This is a genomic window from Cellvibrio sp. (assembly GCF_046347455.1).
Lineage (GTDB): Bacteria > Pseudomonadota > Gammaproteobacteria > Pseudomonadales > Cellvibrionaceae > Cellvibrio.
The window spans coordinates 123988-144367 of record NZ_JAXMGC010000004.1 but is presented as its reverse complement, the minus strand read 5'-3'; the positions used below and the strand labels follow the sequence as shown (position 1 = coordinate 144367).

The 20380-nt window shown below is 42.8% G+C and carries 17 protein-coding genes; 14 read left to right on the top strand and 3 right to left on the bottom strand.

Annotation, left to right across the window (positions count from 1 at the left end; all coding sequences use genetic code 11):
* The 4 genes from U1F02_RS09035 (at nt 1) to U1F02_RS09020 (ending at nt 3037) form a co-directional block, all read left to right on the top strand.
* Complete coding sequence (locus U1F02_RS09035; protein ID WP_409990058.1) at nt 1-687, top strand: response regulator; 687 nt, start codon at nt 1-3, stop codon at nt 685-687.
* Nucleotides 688-810: 123 nt separating this feature from the next.
* Complete coding sequence (locus U1F02_RS09030) at nt 811-1311, top strand: hypothetical protein (RefSeq protein ID WP_409990057.1); 501 nt, start codon at nt 811-813, stop codon at nt 1309-1311.
* A 71-nt stretch (nt 1312-1382) separates the two neighbouring features.
* Nucleotides 1383-1967: a hypothetical protein gene (locus tag U1F02_RS09025; RefSeq protein WP_409990056.1), complete on the top strand. Its 585-nt coding sequence runs from the start codon at nt 1383-1385 to the stop codon at nt 1965-1967.
* A gap of 47 nt (nt 1968-2014) precedes the next feature.
* A complete protein-coding gene (locus tag U1F02_RS09020; RefSeq protein WP_409990055.1) occupies nt 2015-3037 on the top strand; it encodes a DUF4405 domain-containing protein in 1023 nt (340 codons plus the stop codon).
* 121 nt (nt 3038-3158) lie between these two features.
* Here U1F02_RS09020 and U1F02_RS09015 read toward each other — a convergent pair whose 3' ends face one another.
* Both U1F02_RS09015 and bla read right to left on the bottom strand, forming a co-directional pair.
* Entirely contained in the window at nt 3159-3677 is a 519-nt protein-coding gene (locus U1F02_RS09015) for a hypothetical protein (protein ID WP_409990054.1), read from the bottom strand.
* Nucleotides 3678-3799: 122 nt separating this feature from the next.
* Nucleotides 3800-4654 carry a subclass B3 metallo-beta-lactamase gene (gene bla, locus U1F02_RS09010; protein ID WP_409990053.1) on the bottom strand — a complete coding sequence of 285 codons (855 nt, stop codon included), beginning with the start codon at nt 4652-4654 and terminating at the stop codon, nt 3800-3802.
* A gap of 149 nt (nt 4655-4803) precedes the next feature.
* Between bla and U1F02_RS09005 the strand changes: the two genes are divergently transcribed.
* The 8 genes from U1F02_RS09005 (at nt 4804) to U1F02_RS08970 (ending at nt 15955) form a co-directional block, all read left to right on the top strand.
* Nucleotides 4804-5466: a hypothetical protein gene (locus U1F02_RS09005; protein ID WP_409990052.1), complete on the top strand. Its 663-nt coding sequence runs from the start codon at nt 4804-4806 to the stop codon at nt 5464-5466.
* A 68-nt stretch (nt 5467-5534) separates the two neighbouring features.
* Nucleotides 5535-6305 carry a DeoR/GlpR family DNA-binding transcription regulator gene (locus tag U1F02_RS09000; protein ID WP_409990051.1) on the top strand — a complete coding sequence of 257 codons (771 nt, stop codon included), beginning with the start codon at nt 5535-5537 and terminating at the stop codon, nt 6303-6305.
* A 40-nt stretch (nt 6306-6345) separates the two neighbouring features.
* The gene (gene glmS, locus U1F02_RS08995) at nt 6346-8178 is read left to right on the top strand and encodes a glutamine--fructose-6-phosphate transaminase (isomerizing) (RefSeq protein ID WP_409990050.1); all 1833 of its coding nucleotides are present in this window, start codon (nt 6346-6348) and stop codon (nt 8176-8178) included.
* A gap of 132 nt (nt 8179-8310) precedes the next feature.
* Complete coding sequence (locus U1F02_RS08990; protein WP_409990049.1) at nt 8311-9129, top strand: TnsA endonuclease N-terminal domain-containing protein; 819 nt, start codon at nt 8311-8313, stop codon at nt 9127-9129.
* Entirely contained in the window at nt 9113-11188 is a 2076-nt protein-coding gene (locus tag U1F02_RS08985) for a transposase (RefSeq protein WP_409990048.1), read from the top strand. The genes U1F02_RS08990 and U1F02_RS08985 overlap by 17 nt, the downstream gene beginning before the upstream one ends.
* Nucleotides 11185-12840, top strand: a complete 1656-nt coding sequence (locus tag U1F02_RS08980; RefSeq protein ID WP_409990047.1) for an AAA family ATPase — start codon at nt 11185-11187, stop codon at nt 12838-12840. Before U1F02_RS08985 ends, U1F02_RS08980 begins: the two co-directional genes overlap by 4 nt.
* A gap of 6 nt (nt 12841-12846) precedes the next feature.
* Complete coding sequence (locus U1F02_RS08975; RefSeq protein ID WP_409990046.1) at nt 12847-14391, top strand: TnsD family Tn7-like transposition protein; 1545 nt, start codon at nt 12847-12849, stop codon at nt 14389-14391.
* A complete protein-coding gene (locus U1F02_RS08970) occupies nt 14366-15955 on the top strand; it encodes a Tn7-like element transposition protein TnsE (RefSeq protein WP_409990045.1) in 1590 nt (529 codons plus the stop codon). The genes U1F02_RS08975 and U1F02_RS08970 overlap by 26 nt, the downstream gene beginning before the upstream one ends.
* A gap of 21 nt (nt 15956-15976) precedes the next feature.
* Here U1F02_RS08970 and U1F02_RS08965 read toward each other — a convergent pair whose 3' ends face one another.
* Nucleotides 15977-16387: a hypothetical protein gene (locus tag U1F02_RS08965; protein ID WP_409990044.1), complete on the bottom strand. Its 411-nt coding sequence runs from the start codon at nt 16385-16387 to the stop codon at nt 15977-15979.
* 242 nt (nt 16388-16629) lie between these two features.
* Here U1F02_RS08965 and U1F02_RS08960 point away from each other — a divergent pair, with 242 nt between their 5' ends.
* Both U1F02_RS08960 and U1F02_RS08955 read left to right on the top strand, forming a co-directional pair.
* Complete coding sequence (locus U1F02_RS08960) at nt 16630-17598, top strand: AAA family ATPase (RefSeq protein ID WP_409990043.1); 969 nt, start codon at nt 16630-16632, stop codon at nt 17596-17598.
* Between the two features lie 31 nt (nt 17599-17629).
* Nucleotides 17630-20107, top strand: a complete 2478-nt coding sequence (locus U1F02_RS08955; protein ID WP_409990042.1) for a S8 family peptidase — start codon at nt 17630-17632, stop codon at nt 20105-20107.
* Nucleotides 20108-20380 lie beyond the last annotated feature (273 nt).

Genomic DNA, 20380 nt, shown 5'->3' with positions numbered 1-20380 from the left:
ATGCAAAAATTACCACTTATCTGTTTGGTTGAAGATGAAATCGATTTAGCCAAGCTTATGGCTGACTATTTAAAAGCCAGTAACTTTGAAACTATAGTTTTTAATCGTGGCGACCACGCTAATGATTGGCTACAAAAAAATGAGCCAGCATTAATTTTGCTGGATTTAATGTTGCCGGGAATGGATGGTTTGCAAATCTGCAAAAATAAACGTCAACTGTCTGCTGTACCCATTATCATGATGACAGCAAAAGTTGAAGAAATTGACCGACTATTGGGACTAGAGCTGGGTGCGGACGACTATATTTGCAAGCCCTTTAGCGCTCGCGAAGTTGTTGCGAGAGTCAAGGCTGTCCTTCGTCGAAGTTTTGTAACAATTCAAAATGTATCAATAACAACTCCACCGGTGGTTATAGATGAGCAAAGTATGAGCCTGAAAGTTTTTGATCAAAAAGTTGAATTAACGAGCGTGGAATTTCAACTTTTTTCATTACTTTATTCTCAGCCTGGTCGAATATTTTCCCGACAATATATTCTCGATAATATTTATCAAGATTACCGTGTAGTGGGAGATAGGACTGTCGATGGTCATATCAAAAAGCTCCGTAAAAAGCTTAATGAAGCAAATGATCAAGTCGAACTGATTCGCTCGGTCTACGGTAGTGGTTATAAATACGAGGCGCCGTGATTTCGCTTTTCCTTCCCGAGGCTGGCTTTAAAAAGACATAATTCATTCACAATTCAAACATTTTGCTTCCTCATTTGTGGCCTAAATTGGCAACTGTAGACCACAACCAAAGAGGAAAGTGTTATGAAAAAGCTACTTGTCACCAGCCTTATTGCCGCTAGCATCACTTATGCATCCTTCGCTTTAGCTAAGAATTGGGATTCATCCGATAGTGAAAAACAATCTAACTGGGCTACCGGACACCATCGTTTTGTTGCGGAGCTAAACCTTGATGCAGAACGCGCCGCAAAAATGGACGCGATTCTGGGTTCTTATCGCGAAATACCAAAACTCTATTTCACCAACCAAACCGAAAAAATTCCCGCCTTTCTCGCGCAGAAGGAAGCTGAGCTTGCGAGCTTGCTAACGCAAGAAGAGTTAACTCAGTTTAAACAGTCATTCGGTGAATGGGCGAAAAAGAAAAACTTTAAATTTATGAAGTTTTCATACTCACAACCCCAAACACCACTTCAAATGCATGAATCTCAATTACCCGACCTGCTCTATAAAGAAATTAATCAGAGCATTGATGGCCAGATAATTGAGCTGCGTAACAAACTGAACGAAAAGTTTTCAAATGCCTAGCCAAATAAGGCTGTCGAAGCCTTTGTTGGTTTGACAGCCGACCTAAACCAATAAGCAAAAGGAAAATCATCATGTTAAAAAATTTCATCGATGTGGGCGCAGGGCTCACGAAGCACTTAACCCCATTGCAATGGTGGGGCATTGCAATTGCGTTGGTCGTTATTCGCCAAGTAACCCAAGTATGGTTAGATGGTCTTTATGTAGATAGCCAATTTCCCGTTCCTTTCTACGTAGGCCAAACCACATTTAACGCCGAAGAACTGAAAGGCTACTACGCCGTGTTAATAAGCAAAGGTACGCTAGATAAATATTTTTGGGTGCAGATAGCAGATTACCTATTTATGGTGACCGTATTCGGGTCTTTTTTTGCGCTTATGACAGCTGTTTACCGTAGCTTGCCGAATGTGAAATGGTTGAAAAATTTAGCTTGGGCGATGATTTTTATCGCACCTACTGCGGCCCTATTTGATGCTTTGGAAAATCTGGTGTCATTTCTTTTTATCGCTAACCCGCAAGGTTTTGCAGATTGGCTGGTGTATCCCTACTCCAGTTTTGCAGTTATCAAATTTGCCATTTTTATCTTGGCCTACCTTTGGGCTATAGCAGGGTTACTGATTAGTTTGATTTGCCTGTTGATAAGACGTTTCAAATCCTGACGTACTAAATCAAACCTGTGATTGCTGCCAACTAGCTGAGAAATATTATGAATATTCGCGTTGTTTCTACCATTACTTTATCGGTTGCCTTTGTAGTATTGCTCATCACCGGCGTACTCTTATACGCAACACCCTATAATTATTACGTCGTCTCATTTCATATATGGGGGGCTATTTTGTTTTTAGGTTGTATCGTTTGGCATATCAAACACAATGCGAAAACCTATAAAAATCATATGCAAAAGCGAGCCGGAAAATGGTCCATGGGATTAGCGATTGGTGGTGTTGTACCCTTGGCAATCGGCTTAACATTTGATTTACCCCCGGTTTCTACTGTCGCTAACTTTGGCTATAACTTAAAGAAGGCAGCCGAGCCTGACAAACGAGAGTACACGGTGATTGATTTAAGTGCCCATGCAACCTCACCCAAATTACATATTTTTTTTAAGGCTGGCCCAGAGTATCAGTCTGCACCGCAAAATTTATTTTTGAATCTAACCTACACCAGCACACCACAAATTGTGGTGTGGATGGAAACGCTTGAGGGTAAATATATCGATACGCTTTACATTACCGGAAAAACATCCAACTCCAGTTACCGTTCAAAAGATCTTGCTAAAGATGTAGTGCGCCGCCCAGAGGCATTGCCCTACTGGAGTCATAAGCGCGGAATCAAATCGATCGATGGCCTTTATACACCTGACCAACACAACTCTGATCTGGATGCTATTGCCGCTGCAACACCCAAGGTGGATTATCAAGTCACTATGTCTGCACCACGTATGGGACGTTACAAACTTATGATCGAGGTCAATCGCACCTACGATTTCAATGAGTATTACAGCAAGAACCGCTTTCCTGATGATGCAATTTACTCGGGTAATGGTTCATCGGGGCAACCCTCCCTTATTTATGAATCCATTATTGATTCACAAACACCGGGGCAGCACTTATTTAATTTAGTGGGACATGGTCACCATTCAGGGCGGGACGGATCTTTGTACACTGAACTTAACAACATCACCACCGCTAAACATATTCTGGAATTTATTGTGGCGAATGTGGAGTGAAAAAGCCGTGACATTAGGTTCCCATAAAAACGAGGCCGAAAGCCTCGTTTTTGATTGTCAGTGCGCGATACCTTCACGGCATCTGCTGGCCATTTCGGGTTAGGGCTTTTACACCCCAATTTCAGGATTTGCGAGTAATACCAAAGAAGATTGGCAAGACCGGTAGCCTGCGAATCAACTCATACAAGATCACACAGCCAAGTCCCACTAAAGAAATAATTATCACGGGCTCCAACACAGGCCCCAGTGCTAGCGGCGTTAGCCAGTAGGCAAACACAATAATCAGCGTTTGATGCAGCACATAAAAGCAAAACACTCCGTTATTTAAATAACGCAACATGGGTGAGCTTTGCGTAAAACGGCGCTGTGCCCAAACGATTAGCGTAAGCGTCCATAACCACATATTGGCCGACCAGATAAATCCGTTAGTTTCCTTCGCCAACCAAGAGCCGCCCAGACTACCACCATGAAATGCAAACAGGCAGTAAGCGTAGCTGCAGCTTGCCGTTATCAAAAAATGCCAGCGCCATGTGCAAAGCTGCTTCCAAAGACTCGGTATTTGCACAAGACCAAACCCCAACACGAAACACAGAAACGAACGCGCGTGGTTAAACCAGTCATCCACAAAGTTATGAGTCACAGGATGATTAGCGTAGAGAAAAAATCCAATGATTATGAAATCAGTTTACATTCCGGCATAAAGTTTGCGCTCTCCCGTCGCTATCGCGAGAGCTTTAAAAACTTACACAGTCTTGAATAAGTTTATGGTTTGAGGTTTTGCTGAGGCATCAATTCCTTTTCAAATTTGTCTTCAAATGTTTTTACAAATTTTTGTAACTCAGTTGAATCTACAAATGCGTCTGTTTTCCCATTTTTCTTGGCGATACTTTTTCCTTCTAAGTTGGCTAAATCCGGGTGGCCAATTAACAGTAAATCCGCTTTTTGGGTTTTAAGCTTTGCAAAGGTGTTGCGAAAATCATCAGCAATTTGTGGGTAGATTTTATTATTCACTAATTTGTTGCCAGCCGTGGTGAGGCTGCAAACAAATGCCACCTTGCGCACAGCTCCATTATCGGGTGATTGCATAAACCAGCTTGTACAGCCCTTGGTATGTCCGGGCGTAAGTACCGCTTGCAGCTGAACTCCGCCGACAGAAATTTTTTCGCCATCGGCAATTATCTTTTCTACTTTAACGGGCGTGAATTTATCTTCCCAGTTTGTTTCGCTATCCAGCGTACCGTGCTCCAAACTGTAGCGATCACCTTGGCTTGCAACAATGGTTGCGCCGGTTGATTTTTTGAGTTGCGCCAAACCGCCTACGTGATCTGAATGAGCATGATTTTCAATCAAATATTTTATGTCGGTTAATTTAAAGCCCAGGCTTTTTATGTTGGCCTCAACCACATTCGCACCTTGCTCAGTGGATGCATCCAACAAAATATGACCTTTAGGTGTGGTGATGAGATACACACCAATCCCTTCTGTACCCACTGCATAAATATTGTCTGTGATTTGGTAAGGCGCGTGTGGCGCGCTCCAGCTGGGGTCGTCAGCAAGCGCAAGCTGCGACAACAAGCTCAACAAAATTACACCACCTACACGGCTAACCTGTTTCATATTTCCACTCCTTAAAAGATGGAGCGAATCTACACGCCTTGTGTTGGCTGTGCCAGATAAATAAACGAGCTTGAATCTAAATATGGAAAAGTTGCGTCTATGTAAGCGAGGTTCCCACATTCACTAACCATAATTTACGGACGGCTGTTATGGCACTTAAAACGCATCTCATTGCAGTTACGCTTTTGGCATTCACAATCTCAGGCACTGCATTAGCAAACGACAATCAAAACTCTAAACGCTTTGAAGCAGATGTCAGCCAAGCGCAGGACATCACTATCGATATACCTGCAGGCCAAGTGCTGGTGGTTGGCGCAACTGGTAATAAATTACTGGCGGAGGTAAAGGCCAGCTGCAAGCAGGATAGAAAAATAGATCGAGCGAATTGCGAATCAGTACTGAATGATTTGGGTTGGTCTAACAAAATGGGAAAAGGCGCTGCACTGAGTTTGATACCCAATAAGATTACTCGTTACAACGACATTCAAATCGACATAAAAATCAGCGTCCCAAATGACAAGCCACTCAACATCATCCAAGCAGCTGGCGAGTTGAGTATTGAAGGTACCAGCGCCTGCCTAAATGCGAACCTCAACGCCGGCCAGCTCAACCTGAAGCTTAAAGAATCCGAACTGGGCTCAGCCGAACTGCACGCAAAAGTGGGCGATGCAAAGTTAACAGATGTTCGAGGCCAAACACGATCTGGGGAGCGCTCGCTATTAGTTGGGGCTAATTTAAGCCATAAAGGTAACGGCTCGTGTTCAGCGAAGGCCGACGTTATGGCAGGTGAGGTTCATTTGACCCTATATTAATCAAATAACTTGTCTTTGTTTCGATTTTGACTAGAATATCTTTCGTTTCGAAACTTAAGGCAAGCTAAATGACCAAACGCAACACACAACAACGCCGTAGAGCCATTATCGACCTGCTCAACGCCAGTGGCGAGGTCAGTGTTGAGACTTTGGCGGCTCAGTTTGTGACCTCAGAAGTTACGGTTCGAAAGGATTTGGCGGCCTTAGAGGCAAACGGATTGCTATTGCGTCGTTATGGCGGCGCTGTCCCAGTTCCTCACGAGCTTATCGCTAACCCTGCCGAAGAAAAAGTTTCAGTTCGTAAGCAATCTATCGCCAAAGCGGCTGCCGCGCTCATCCGAGACCACAATCGCATCATTCTCGATAGCGGCAGCTCAACCACCGCCGCTCTTCTACCTGAGCTGTCGCACAAGCAAGGCTTGGTGGTGATGACTAATTCGTTGAGCATCGCCAACGCACTGCGCGAGTTGGAAAACGAACCCACAATTCTCATGACCGGGGGCACTTGGGACCCGAAGTCTGAGGGTTTTCAGGGCCAACTGGCCGAGCAAATTCTGCGCTCCTATAACTTCGACCAGTTTTTTATCGGCGCGGATGGGCTGGATTTAACGCGCGGTACAACTACCTTTAATGAACTCTACAGCTTGAGCCGAGTCATGGCCGAGGTGGCGCGCGAAGTGATTGTGATGGCAGAGTCCGACAAAATCAGCCGAAAAATTCCCAACCTGGAATTGCCTTGGTCTTCCATCAAAGTCTTGGTAACAGACGATGGCATAAGCGCGACCGATAAACAAAAAATTGAACAGCAGGGCGTGCAAGTGATTTGCGCGTCTGAATAACCTATTTAAAAATTCATTTAATTTCTGCAAGGAAAAAATTATGTGTGGAATCGTAGGCGCCGTTGCGCAGCGTGATGTGGTAGAAATTTTGGTAGAAGGGCTGCGCCGGCTTGAATACCGCGGTTATGATTCTGCAGGTGTTGCCGTTGTCAGCAACGGCGGCGAGCTGCAACGCGTGCGTCGCTTGGGCAAGGTAAAAGAATTGTCTGACGCGGTAAAAGCAGATCCTACTCCCGGCGGCACTGGCATTGCGCATACACGTTGGGCAACGCACGGCGAGCCAAGCGAACGCAACGCGCATCCACACATCTCTAGCGAACACATTGCGGTTGTGCACAACGGCATTATTGAAAACCACGCGAATTTGCGTCGCGCTTTGCAAGAAGACGGTTATGTATTTACGTCTGATACAGACACAGAAGTCATCGCGCACCTCGTGCAAAAAGAATTAAAAGCGACTAACAATTTATTAGCCGCCGTACAAAAATCGGTAAAGCAACTGCACGGTGCTTATGGCACGGTGTTGATGGATAAAAACGATTCATCGCGTTTGGTTGTTGCTCGCTCCGGTTCGCCTTTGGTGATTGGTTTGGGGATTGGCGAAAACTTTATTGCATCAGACCAGCTCGCATTATTGCCCGTCACTCGTCGCTTTATCTTTTTGGAAGAAGGTGATGTTGCCGAAATTACTCGTCACAGCATTAAAATCTTCGACAAAGATGGTAACGCCGTTGAACGTCAGATTCACGAATCAACCGCCAGTTACGATGCAGGCGATAAAGGCCAATATCGCCACTTCATGCTCAAAGAAATTTACGAGCAACCCAATGCGGTTTTGAATACGCTAGAAGGTCGTTTAAGCAATGAATCCGTTATGGATGAAACCTTCGGCAACGGCGCAGCAGATTTATTTAGGAAAGTAAAACACATCCAAATCGTCGCATGCGGCACCAGCTACCACTCAGCCATGGTTGCGCGCTACTGGTTGGAATCGCTCGCGGGTATTTCATGCAACGTAGAAATCGCGAGCGAATTTCGCTACCGCAAATCCTTCGTACAACCTAACAGTATGGTTGTGACTATCAGCCAATCGGGCGAAACGGCAGATACACTCGCGGCATTACGCCTTGCAAAAGAGTTGGGCTACTTGGGTAGCTTAACTATTTGTAACGTTGCGGGTTCGTCACTTGTACGCGAATCAGATCTCGCGTTTATGACGCGCGCCGGTGCAGAAATTGGTGTGGCATCTACCAAAGCTTTCACCACGCAATTGGTTGGTTTGGCCATGTTGGTATTGGCGATTGGTAAATACAACGGCTTAACTGCCGAGCAACAAAAAGACATGGTTGCTGCGTTGAAAAATTTACCCGCTAAATTAGAAGAATCTTTGAAATTAGCGGAAGGCATTGAAGCTTTAGCAGAAGAATTTGCGGATAAACACCACGCACTTTTCTTAGGCCGCGGTGATCAATACCCCATCGCAATGGAAGGCGCGTTGAAGTTAAAAGAAATTTCTTATATTCACGCAGAAGCATACGCAGCCGGCGAATTAAAACACGGCCCACTCGCATTGATTGATGCAGAAATGCCAATCATTGTGGTCGCACCAAATAACGACTTGTTGGAAAAATTGAAATCCAACGTAGAAGAAGTTCGCGCACGCGGCGGTATATTATATGTGTTTGCTGATGTAGACGCACACTTCGAATCTGATGACACCATGCGCGTAATAAACGTACCGCATATTCACCCGTGGTTAGCGCCAATTCTCTACACCCTGCCATTGCAATTGCTGAGTTACTACGTGGCAATTATTAAAGGAACGGATGTAGATCAACCGCGCAATCTAGCAAAATCAGTTACTGTGGAATAATAAAAAAGGGCCTTCAAATGAAGGCTGTGGCACGATAATAAAGTTCGTAACATATAAATAAAGATAGTAACTTGCAAATAAAGCTGGTAACTTTTCCCATCTAACCTCGGCAATGTTGAAGGTATATGGGACATGACCAGCATTATTCTTGATTCACGCTCCCAGAAATGGATAAAGCAAGGGCGCGGCTCAGGCTCAGGAAAAGACTATCATCCATGGTTAACTGTTAGAGACCTGCCATCTTCTGGCAGGTCTCATCGTATCTGGGGGTTTCAAACCCAGAGAACACACCATCTATTATCAGACCTTGAACTAGCAGCCTTCTTTCTTTTTGACTGGAATTCAACGGTTACTGATATCCGAGAGCAATACCCTCTTAGGCTTGAAGACACACTTAAACTCGCAACTGATGCAGGTATCCGCCATCCAGAAGTTGGTGGACAGGTCCAAGTGATGTCTACGGACCTGCTTGTTGATACAAATAGACCAAACACGCCCAGATTGGCAATCCAAGTCAAAACTTCGACTGACCTCTTCAATCCAAGAACGATTGAAAAGCTGGAGCTTGAACGGCGTTATTGGGAAATGAAAGAAATTCCTTGGTATCTACTTACCGAGAGGCAAATCCCTAAAATAGTAATAAAGAATATTGCGTGGCTTTATCCCGCACAGGTTGTCTTAGGAGAACTGGAAGAAACTCTTGGTTTTGCTCCATTGTATCTGAATTATTTTCTTCAATACCCCGCACTGCAAATATCACAAGCCGCGATGATGCTAGATCAAGCTTATTCACTTTCAACAGGTGAATCTCTTCAAAGAATTCGTGCTCTTATGGCATTGAGAGTTTTCTTATTTGATATCCGTAAACCTTGGTCATCATTGTCAGTGTGTGAGTTACAAGCATCATCAGATATTAACTCGTTAAGGGATCGTTATGCTGCGAATCAATGATGTGGTGAAACTCGGAGGCGAGCGATATCGAATTTTGGAAGTCGGTGACTCCAGATACATATGGATTAATATTGATTCTGAAAAATCATTTCCAGAATCAATATTGATATCAGAAGTTGAATCTGAAATTTTATCGGAAAACCTAAAGAAAGCCGATGATCCATTTTTAAATCTGGCGGCCCAGCTTCCTGAACCGGGTTCTACTGCTCAACAAATCAGAGACAAGCGTTATTCAATTATCTCAAGTTTGATTCGTCATTCTGATATCTATTACCGAAATGGTAGGGGCACATTGATTCAACGAGTTGTTGAAGAAACAGGTACGCCTAAGAAAACTATCTATGCATATCTTCGTCAATTTTGGCAAAGAGGTAGTACGCCAAATGCTCTTTTACCTGATTATGAAAATTCAGGTGGTCGGGGGAAAAAACGCGTTGCCTCAGAAAAGAAACTTGGCCGCCCGAGGAGCATTGCTTCTGGTACAGGTGCAATTGTTGACGAAACTGTAGAGCGTATGTTTCGCATTGTGCTTGATCGGTATTACTTAAATGAGAAGAAGCTTTCCCTTCCCTACACTCATCGTCGTTTTGAAGATATGTTTGAAGCTGCGAATCCTGGAGTATCCAAAGAGGACTTTCCTACGCTTGCGCAGTTGCGCTACTTCTATGAGCGTGAATATGTTCTTCCTGAGCGCATTCGATTGAGGGCTAATAAAATTGAATATCAAAAAGATATTCGACCTCTGCATGGTACCGCTACAGCAAGTGTGCATGGGCCAGGCGCACGCTATGAAATTGATGCGACTATCGCTGACATCTATTTACTGTCGGAGGATAGACAAAGAATTATCGGTCGCCCAACACTCTATGTTGTTGTAGATGTATATAGTCGTTTGATTGCTGGCTTTTATGTCGGCACAGAAAATCCATCCTATGTAACTGCAATGTTAGCGTTGGTAAATGCGATGACGGATAAAACGCAGTTATGCAAGGAGTATGGTTACGACATTGATAAAGATGACTGGCCCTCAATTGGTTTACCAGATGCCATTTTGGCGGATCGTGGCGAACTGTTGGGATATCAAATTGAGTATCTCGAACAAGCTTTTGGTGTAAGGATTGAAAATACACCACCTTATCGGGGCGATGCAAAAGGTATTGTTGAGCGCCATTTTCATACGATTCAGGCAGATTTTAAACCATTTGCTCCAGGTGTGGTATCTGGAACCATTGTTAAAAAACGCGGCGGAAAGGACTACAGATTAGATGCCACGTTGACGATGAGTGATTTTAGAAAAATTATTCTTGGTTCCATTCTGCATAGAAACTTGAGCTCTGTATTAGTTAAATACGACCGTGATGTAGATATGCCAGATTCTCTTCCTGCAATACCTGTACATATCTGGAAATGGGGTATTCAACATCGGAGTGGTCGTTTAAGAAACACATCTGAGGAAAAATTAAAGTTAGCGCTGCTTCCACGCCAAAAGGTAACTCTCTCTGACAATGGTATTCAGTGTTTTGGTGCTTTCTACACATCGCGCGAACTACTCGCTACAGGATGGTTACATAGAGGTGGCGGTCAGAGGCCAAGTTCATTTATGGCTGCGTATGATCCTGCTATTGCGGACATAATTTATTTTTTTCCTGAAGAAAATAAATCCGAATTTTGGGAGTGCTCTTTGACAGATCGTTCGCGGGAATATCGTGGCATGTCAATGTGGGAATTGTGGGATAAACAAAGGCAGCAGCGAAAAACAACGGCCACTGCAAAATTGCAGGAACGAGACAGCAAAAGAAAACTGGAAAATGCAATTCAGGAAACTATCGCAAAAGCAGAGCAGCTCCGGCCATCATATTTCGGAGAGCTAAAGAAAGAAACCTTGTCAGGTATTGAAGGCAGTCGGCGAGAAGCCAAGGCGGCGGAGCGACGACAACGACAGTCTGAAATAAAGCCTAAAGAATCAAAGCCATCGGCAACAGTTACCTATTTACATGAAAAACCTGAAGACGTTGCTTTTCCTGACTTTTTAGATGATCTATTTGGAGATGATGAATGACGCTTCCAAAAGGTATGGTTAATGCGGCTTATCGTGATACGGGTATTGATAGGTATCAGGGGAATCCTCTTATTGAAGCTTTACCACCCATATTAGATCGGAAACAATTACGTGATGGACTTTCAAGTAATATCGAAATTCGTCCGACAGATATTTATCTTGACGGCCAGACACGAATACACGTTATTTCTCAATTGCTCGACAGTTTTTTCCAGCCACTTTCCCGTCACATAGAGCTGGAATCAAAGATATCCATAATGCTCAGGCAAGGGTACGTTGGAAGAAATTTGGCGACTGGTGAATTGAATGCGCATATTCAGAATGGATATGAACGAGTGATGCAAGGTAACCTTGGTGTATTCAGATTTGATCATGTCGAATCTACCGCTAAAAGCCTGGCATTCATTGGTTGCTCTGGTTCAGGAAAGACAAGCTCATTAAACAGAATTTTGGCTACGTATCCGCAACTGATATATCACGAGAAATATAACTTTACGCAAATTGTTTTTTTGAAAATTGATTGTCCACATGACGGTTCTTTAAAAAGTCTGTGCCATAATTTTTTCCGTGAAATAGACGCAATACTCGCAACAAATTATGTACGTCGATATGTTGAAAAACGACACAGCGTTGAAACATTAATTGCAGTTATGGCGCACATAGCCAACACCCATGCGATAGGACTTTTAGTAATAGATGAAATTCAGCATTTGAGTGTTAAGCATTCTGGCGGTGCAGAAAGAATGCTCAATTTTTTTGTAACTCTAGTAAATGAAATTTCTGTACCTGTTGTCATGGTTGGAACTCCGAAAGCCAGACCAATATTTGAATTGGATTTGCGATCAGCTCGGCGTGGCGCCGGTTTCGGCTCAATACTTTGGGAGCCTTTAAATAAGCCTTCTGCAGACCAAGAAATATCGCGAACAGAATGGGGAGCTTTTACTGATCGATTGTGGAAATACCAGTGGTTGACAAAAGCATCTATCGAAATATCGCAAGACGTTCGTGACACCTGGTATGAATTATCTCAAGGGATAATGGATATTGTTATTAAACTTTTTGTCTTATCACAAATTCGGGCCGTGGTGACAGGCATAGAGCGAATCACACCTACTCTAATGAAGAAGGTATATCAGGATGAGCTAAAACCAATTCATCCCATGATTGAAGCATTAAGTTCTGGTGACATCGAAAGAATCGCCCAGTACTCGGATCTTACAATTCCAGAGGTTGACAAAAAAATTATTGAGTTAAGTAATCTGCTCCAATCAAAACAAGAAAATATCAATGCAGCCGTCAAATATCGCGGAAATGAACAAGCAATTCGTTTACACAATATGCTTGTTGATATGGGCTATGAGTCAAGTTTACTGGAGCCTCTCATTAATCGTGCTTTCGAAGAACACTCTGGTTTAGCAGTTAGGGATCTCATGCCGCTAATTCTGAATTGGTATCAAAATAAAGAATCCGGAGCTTCTGTATCTGTAAAACCAAAAAAGAAAACCATTAAAAAGAATGAATGGCATACCTTGGAATCACGGGATTTACGCTTTCTATTTTCTCAATCTGCTAACGAAGAATATTTCCAGGAGTCATTGAAAAAAGAAAATATTATTCTTGATGCTGAACATTGGGTTGATCAAATGAGATAGCTATAGATGCTTAACTTTCCTATACCGTATCAGGAAGAGCTTCTTTACAGCACGATTGCTCGTGCCGGTATAAGGCACGGATTGACCAGCCCAAAACAGTTATTGGATGAAGTTTTTAATTCCCGTACTGTGATAGCGACTTTAGATTTACCTAACCATATTTCTTCCATATTAAATTGGTTGCCTTCTGAATTTAATGCGGAAAAACTAATTTATAATCACACGTTATTTCCTATCTATGCACCTTTTATACCCGAAGAGCGCCGCCAAAAATGTATGAAGTGGATGCTGAAAAAATCCCAAGGTGCAATTCATGTGGCTTTAGGAGTTGCGGCATCTCGAATAAAAACTCTGCGATTTATCAGATATTGTCCAAAATGTGTAACACAGCAAAAATTAAATTATGGCGAATATTTTTGGTGTAGAGAATGGCAAATCGCTGGAATTGAAACATGCTCTATACATAAAACCTTAGCATTAATTAATACCAAAATTTCTAGAACTGGGGTTGAACGACATAGGTTTATAGCCGCTTCGCCCGATAGCTGTCCGGTTATTTTGCAATCACAGAAAGAAATAATGTCTGGATGGGTAGGCCAACAGGTTCAGCAGCTACTCATGATGCCTGCTGAGCCATCAGCGTCATTTTCGCAGTGGACTAAATATTATCAGGAGTTGGCGCGTCAGTTTGGTTTTGTCCGAGGTAATGCCCAAATTGAGCACCAAAAAATTAAGGAGCAAATTCTACAGGTTTGGCCAAAAAACTGGCTGATTAAATATGGACTTACATTTAATGCTCACGACAACCAATCTGATTGGTTGTGCAATCTATTCCGAAAACATAGAAAAACGTTTAGTTATCTTGAACACATAGTTGTAAATCAGACATTATTGGGCGAAGACTGGAAAATCTCAGATGTAATTGCAGCTGTTCGTAAGTATCCCGAAGATAGAAAATCAGATCAGATTAATGTCAAAAATTTAACCTCTCTTGCTCTTTCGGATGATCAACACTCATGGATAAATTTATTAAGATTACATACCCCTAAAAAATCTAGAAAAATTTCTCCTGCTTTATATGCAAGGCTTTATCGAAATTATCGTGATTGGTTACTAGATATTAATTGCCAACACGCAAAAGATCGATCCATTGGGCATAAGCTCAAAGTTGATTGGGAGTATCGTGATCGGGAATATCTGCAAGCCTTAGCAGAACTGGATAATTTCTTTAAGGCCAATAATAAGTGTGCTCGGCGATCCAGGGCGATGTACTTAAAAACTCTGGGAAACGTATCGACCATTGAAAAAAATATGGACAAAATGCCGCTGACTTATCAATTTTTGTCAGAGAAGGTGGAAACTGTCTCACAATATCAAGTCAGACGATTACAAAATGCGTATGAAGATCTGAGGGGTTTATTTGAATTTCCACCTCGCTGGCGATTGCTACGAAATTCAGGGTTGAGTGAAGAAAGGCTAACAGAATATTCGAGAAGTTATTTGGAAGATTTAGTGAGTTATGAGCATGAAGTTCAAAGGCGTAGAAAATAATAGTATTGTCAGGGAAATAGGCTCCCTATTTCGTGGTGTAGATAAATCGGATTGGCATATTAATGTAAAGTTAATGCCACATCAGAAAAAACAATATTTTGGAGCATCACAATTGCCTGTGCTAGCAAGGCGCAGAGTAATTAACCCTACAGATCAGGTAAAACTAGCGGGTTTTCAATCATCTGTTTTGATTAACACTACGGGTTTATGGAAAGTCTCAAATATTAAATCTTGTCCTATAGCATCTGTTAGTAAGCAAGGTGATTCACAACAATGGTGTTTTACTTTTCAAGATAAAGGCACAACCTATTATTTACCGCAGCTTGAATTGGCTAGAGTCTTATTTTTTCATCATGCATACATAGCACGATTATCGCTTATAGACCAAGGACTCGTACAAGACTTTGATGTTCAACAAATAAGTCCCGAAAAAGTATTAATTAATATCCTACCTGTTTGTTCAGTGCCGCTTTACGTAAGGGGTGATTATGCATTGCGACGACTATTAGCCTGGATATTATTAGACCCTGATGCAAGGCGCTCATTTGAAAGCATTTCGTACTATCAACTCCAAAATGGCTATGACACAGAAAAGTATCGAACTTGGCATTTCCAATTTGATCCGCCCTTACTTGAGGGTGTAGGGCTAACTCTTAGGGGGCACTATGATCAAGAACAGAAAGTATTTTTTGTGTATGAGATCTACAGTGTTTCCAATCTCACATGCAATTGCCCCTCTTCCGTTGAATTTTTTGACCCTCGATATCAGACACAACAATCAGGTGGTAAAGGTGCGGCTAAGCCAAGCGGTTCTCCATTGCCCGAAGTTGAGATAGATGATGAACAAGATCCCGATACAGATCATTCAGAAATTAAAATAGAAACGCCTACAGTTTCTTTTGAATTTACTAATCCAATCCAAACTACACGTGTTGGCAAAGGCACTCGTTCTTCTAGTGGAACACAACAGGGCGATGATCAGTCAAATTCGAAAACTAATCCGTCCATAGATGTCAGTACAAATGAGTCAAGTATTCATGGAACTCTGCCATCAGCTGATTATGATGGATTGGATGATAAGAGCGAAGATACTTATCTTTATGCCGATAAGTTTGAAGCTTTTGCAGCAATGGTTAAGCACTTAATCGCAATGCCCAAGTGTAGCCAAATAAGGCGTGAGCTACGCAAGCTTCCAGCGATTGGGGGATATTCCAAACATTTACTTGCAGATGGCAACCCGCGTTGTTTAGCGTACTACCTTATAAGAAAGAACAACGCCGTGTACGCATTAGTCGAGGTTGATACCTCAGACAACAAAAACCGCCTTTCTAGTCTCTTACTGAAGCAGCAAAATGAAAACCAGAATTGGGATAAGCGAATAGCTGAAATCGAAGTGCTTTTGGTGAAGCGTTCGTTGGCTTGGCCAACGTCTTATTTGAAAAAAGTGTTTGGAAAAAATTACAAACGCATCCCCCACCAAAAGACCAGCGCCGCAGATAAGTCATCGCTTGAACAAGAATCGGTTCAGCGCTGGGCTGAAAGGGTTTATGCAGAAATGATTTGAGCTGGTTTTCTATGAGGCTTCTTAGGATCTAATAGTGTGAATAGAAGCCTTTCGCAAGGCAGATGGCCCAAAACCGATTTCCATCTGTTTTTGAGGTGCTTTTACGCCTAGGTAGGCGTCTAACTGGTCGAAAATGGGTGCAAGAGGAATCACTAGTCCTTCCGCAACCGATTCACCTAATTGGGTGTATAAAACAAATGAGTCACCGGCGATGATCACCAAGCAAGCGAGTGGATCTACTGTGCGGGGAGTCTGAAGTGTCTCGAGTAGCTGTTTAATAATGGTTCCAATAGCTGCGCGTCTGATTCCGTATCTCTGCTCCATGTGGGAGATGATCGCGATAGTTAGTAGTTCAACTCTGGTGAATGTGCGGTTTCGGCCAGAACCTTGGTCTATTGTAAATGATGGCAAATCTCGCAAAAGTGCCCTCATTTGGTCCCTGGTATAACCAGAGATTGCACATGCATCAGCCATCTTCAGTGTACGAACATTCATTAAGCACGCTCAATATCAGATTTCTGTGTCTATTAAACCATTAATTAAGCTTAATAGACAAACAGATGTGTCTATTAGACGCAAATGTGTGTTACTCTGACCTAAATTCGGAACTGTTCTGTGTATAGCAAAGTTCCTGTAGCATATTGTCATTAGAATATTCATTTTTAGGTAGCGCCATGGCCACTGCGGATCAGATTAAATCTCTTATTCGCTCTTACTCCGAGGAGGATCGAGAGCGCTTCTACTCAATCGCTCTTCAAGTGGCAGCACATGAGGCAAAACAAGGGCATGCGTCCCTCGCTCATGAAATACGTGGGCTGGTGGATAATCATCGCAAGCGTACTCACCATGGGTTGACAGTCGTTCCCTTTCCTCAAGAATTGAAGGGGTTGGTGGTATCAGAAAATCCAGACATCCCATTTAAATCTTTGGTTGCCCCTCGGGCCACTCTGGATCGGTTTCATCGGGTGATTAAAGAGTTCTACCAGCGCGGCAAGTTACAACAGCATGGCCTCTTTAACCGCCGCCGCATTTTGCTCGCTGGACCACCTGGAACGGGAAAAACCATGTCGGCAAGAGTTCTCGCGCATGAGTTGAAACTACCTCTTTACACTGTTCAGGTAGATCGACTTGTAACTAAGTTTATGGGTGAGACGAGTGCTAAGCTGCGTCAGATTTTTGATGTGATGGCACAGAAGCAAGGCGTATATTTTTTTGATGAATTTGATGCTATAGGCGGTGATCGCTCACTGGATAACGATGTGGGTGAAATGCGGCGTGTATTAAATGCACTGTTGCAATTTATTGAGCTTGATCAGTCCGATAGTATTGTTATTGCTGCGACCAATAACCCTAAATTGCTTGATCCCGCTTTGTTCCGCCGATTCGATGATGTTCTTTATTATTCTTTGCCTGATGAGAGCGAAAGAAAACATCTGATTGAGCTCGTTTTAGGTACATTTTTGAGTGGCCGATTTTCTTGGAAAAATGTTCTTGAAACATGCAACGGTTTGAGTCAGGCTGAAATTGGATCGGCTTGTCGCGACGCAATTAAGGAAGCGGTACTACATGATAAATCGAGAGTTACCGAGAATGAATTAATCGAAAATTTAGATCAGCGGAGAGAAGTTTATTCGGGACTCTGACATCTAATACCACTAGAACAGAAAATAATTTATGGATAAGTTACCTCACATAGTTTTACCTAACCTGCCTGAAACCCGCCTTTACACCAGCACCTCCACCGCAGTAATCCAAAAAACAATTGTCCCCAGAAATCGAGCGCAACATGGTCAATATTTGCAAGGCCAGTTTAAAAAAGCATGGGATGAGTCTCATAGTAGTCAGCTAGTAACAGTTGGTGCGCGTGACGGTGTTTACTTAGAGTTTGTAAGCGATCCAGATGCGGAACTAGTAACCAAGAGCCTTGAGGATATGAAATCCAAGGAAATAAGGTTGCTAAATGTTCGAAAAGTAAAAAATGCCGCTGACCAATTAGTTACATTAGCGACTGTATATGTCTCAAATAATAAACGAGCATATTTTGTAAAAAAGTTTTCCGAATATCTGAGTCTGAATACGGATAAGGGTAACCCAAGGCATCAAGATCTTGTTGCTAGTATTTCCGATATCAGAACTGCATTATTGGTTGAATCATTTTGGACTGATCAAACAGCTCCAAAACCTGGACAAGATAAAAAGTGGATAGAAGTTTGGCTTCGAATTGACTCTGGTGAGGATGTAAATAAATTTGAAAGGCTTTTAGCTCAGCTGGAATTGGAGGCGAGACAAGGAGTCATCAAGTTTCCAGAGCGAACCGTTAAGGTAATTTTCGCCAGTTCAAATGATTTGGAAAAGCTGACTCAGTCAAGTGATCTTATAGCAGAATATCGCTTGGCTAAAACAACATCTGCTTTCTTTATGGAAATGGATGCCAAAGAGCAAGCCGACTGGATTCATAATCTACAAAAACGAATTGTTCAGTCTCAGGATAAATTGTCATCGGTATGTATTCTGGATACGGGTGTCAACAATGGGCATCCTTTAATCAAACCATTTTTATTGAACGAAGACTGCCAGACTGTTGATGCGGCTTGGGGCTCGCATGATCATGATAGGCATGGGACTTTGATGGCGGGCACTGCTCTATATGGGGATTTAACACCTCTATTGGAAAGCAACGAATCAATATCCATTCCTCACATTTTAGAGTCGGTAAAAATATTGCCGCATGATGGTGAAAATGAACCAAATTTATGGGGATATATTACTGCTCAGGGTGTAAGCAGAGCGGAAATACAAGCGCCAGAAAGAAAGCGTTCCTACTGCATGGCAGTCACTGCAACGGATAGCCGCGATAGAGGGCGCCCTAGCTCTTGGTCTGCGGAAATCGATCAATTGACTGCCAAATGGAATGAACAAAGATTATTTATTATCAGCGGTGGAAATTCTTTGCACTCCATAGGAGTGAAAGAAGCTGCTCAACACTATCCTGATATTCAGGTAACAGAATCGGTTCACGATCCTGCTCAATCATGGAATGCGTTGACAGTAGGTGCAATTACAAACCTTGTAGATATTGTTGAAACCAATTTAGCGTCCTACCATCCCGTTGCGGAAGCGCGAACGCTATCCCCATTTTCTACAACCTCAAGTACATGGGAAGAGAATAAGTGGCCCGTTAAGCCAGAGCTGGTATTGGAGGGTGGAAACTTAGCAATTGACGATACTGGGTTTGCTACTGAATGTGATGATCTTTCAATTCTTTCTACGACCTATCAACCGAATTCTCAAGGTTATTTCTATCCGTTCAATATGACGAGTGCGGCCACCGCTCAATTGGCAAGAATGGCGGGTTTTATCAGAGCCGAATATCCAGACTATTGGGAAGAAACTATTCGAGCATTGTTAGTGCATTCGGCAGAGTGGCCCGAAGCTTTGAAAAAGCAATTTATGTTGGGCGATAAAAAGAGTGATTACAAAAATCTGCTCAAAATCTGCGGTTATGGTGTACCCAATCTTGATCGAGCGCGATATAGCGCCAGAAATTCCTTAACCTTAATCGCGCAAGCAGTACTGCAACCTTTTGATAAAAAATCAGGTGGCGGAATGCGTACTCGTGATATGCATTTCTATGATTTGCCATGGCCGGTAGAAGTTTTGCAATCACTCCCTGATAACGTGCAAGTAAAAATGAAAATTACACTTTCATATTTTATTGAGCCAGGGCCCGGTGAAATCGGTTGGAAAGATCGATATCGTTACGCGTCGCACGCGTTGCGATTTGATATTAATAATCCGGGTGAATCCAAAGAAGAATTTATTAAACGAATAAACAAAGCTGCGCGACAAGAAGATGAAGAACTGGTTAGTACCCAATCTGCATCTGGGCACTGGTTACTTGGTTCAACCGCGAGAGATCGCGGCTCTATCCATTCCGATACTTGGTTGGGTACAGCGGCGGAGCTCGCAACCTCAAATTTTATTTCCGTAATGCCAAAAATCGGTTGGTGGAGAGAGCGAGCTCATCTTGGATGTTGGAATCGAAAAACACGTTATAGTTTGATAGTGTCTATAGAAACTGAAAATGCGGAGGTTGATGTTTACACGCCAATTTTGACGATGTTGAGATTGCCTATTGAAATTCAGAGTTGATGACGCTCACAGATCAAAGGGATTATCGTCTATGAAACTCTTTTAGTATCTAAGTCAAAGGTCGCTCAGCCAAGTCGTAGGGGCCTGCGAAAAAGCTTTGAAATTACGAAGCTTACGATCAGGAACCACGAACTAGATTTTGCATAGTCGGCAGCCAGCCGGTAAGAACACTGATCGGGGTCTGTTGATTTGCACTTTAAATAAAGCAAAATAAAGATTCTCAAAGCGATACATTTTGGGATCCATGTGGCGACTTGAAGAAAATATGGCGTG

Bases quoted from the DNA above. Each gene is read 5' to 3' on its own strand.
- U1F02_RS09000 (WP_409990051.1), top strand. From the start codon at position 5,535: ATGACCAAACGCAACACACAACAACGCCGTAGAGCCATTATCGACCTG.
- U1F02_RS08955 (WP_409990042.1), top strand. From the start codon at position 17,630: ATGGATAAGTTACCTCACATAGTTTTACCTAACCTGCCTGAAACCCGC.
- U1F02_RS08990 (WP_409990049.1), top strand. From the start codon at position 8,311: ATGACCAGCATTATTCTTGATTCACGCTCCCAGAAATGGATAAAGCAA.
- U1F02_RS09025 (WP_409990056.1), top strand. From the start codon at position 1,383: ATGTTAAAAAATTTCATCGATGTGGGCGCAGGGCTCACGAAGCACTTA.
- U1F02_RS09035 (WP_409990058.1), top strand. From the start codon at position 1: ATGCAAAAATTACCACTTATCTGTTTGGTTGAAGATGAAATCGATTTA.
- bla (WP_409990053.1), bottom strand. From the start codon at position 4,654: ATGAAACAGGTTAGCCGTGTAGGTGGTGTAATTTTGTTGAGCTTGTTG.
- U1F02_RS09005 (WP_409990052.1), top strand. From the start codon at position 4,804: ATGGCACTTAAAACGCATCTCATTGCAGTTACGCTTTTGGCATTCACA.
- glmS (WP_409990050.1), top strand. From the start codon at position 6,346: ATGTGTGGAATCGTAGGCGCCGTTGCGCAGCGTGATGTGGTAGAAATT.
- U1F02_RS09030 (WP_409990057.1), top strand. From the start codon at position 811: ATGAAAAAGCTACTTGTCACCAGCCTTATTGCCGCTAGCATCACTTAT.
- U1F02_RS09020 (WP_409990055.1), top strand. From the start codon at position 2,015: ATGAATATTCGCGTTGTTTCTACCATTACTTTATCGGTTGCCTTTGTA.
- U1F02_RS08975 (WP_409990046.1), top strand. From the start codon at position 12,847: ATGCTTAACTTTCCTATACCGTATCAGGAAGAGCTTCTTTACAGCACG.
- U1F02_RS08960 (WP_409990043.1), top strand. From the start codon at position 16,630: ATGGCCACTGCGGATCAGATTAAATCTCTTATTCGCTCTTACTCCGAG.
- U1F02_RS08970 (WP_409990045.1), top strand. From the start codon at position 14,366: ATGAAGTTCAAAGGCGTAGAAAATAATAGTATTGTCAGGGAAATAGGC.
- U1F02_RS08980 (WP_409990047.1), top strand. From the start codon at position 11,185: ATGACGCTTCCAAAAGGTATGGTTAATGCGGCTTATCGTGATACGGGT.
- U1F02_RS08985 (WP_409990048.1), top strand. From the start codon at position 9,113: ATGCTGCGAATCAATGATGTGGTGAAACTCGGAGGCGAGCGATATCGA.
- U1F02_RS08965 (WP_409990044.1), bottom strand. From the start codon at position 16,387: ATGAGGGCACTTTTGCGAGATTTGCCATCATTTACAATAGACCAAGGT.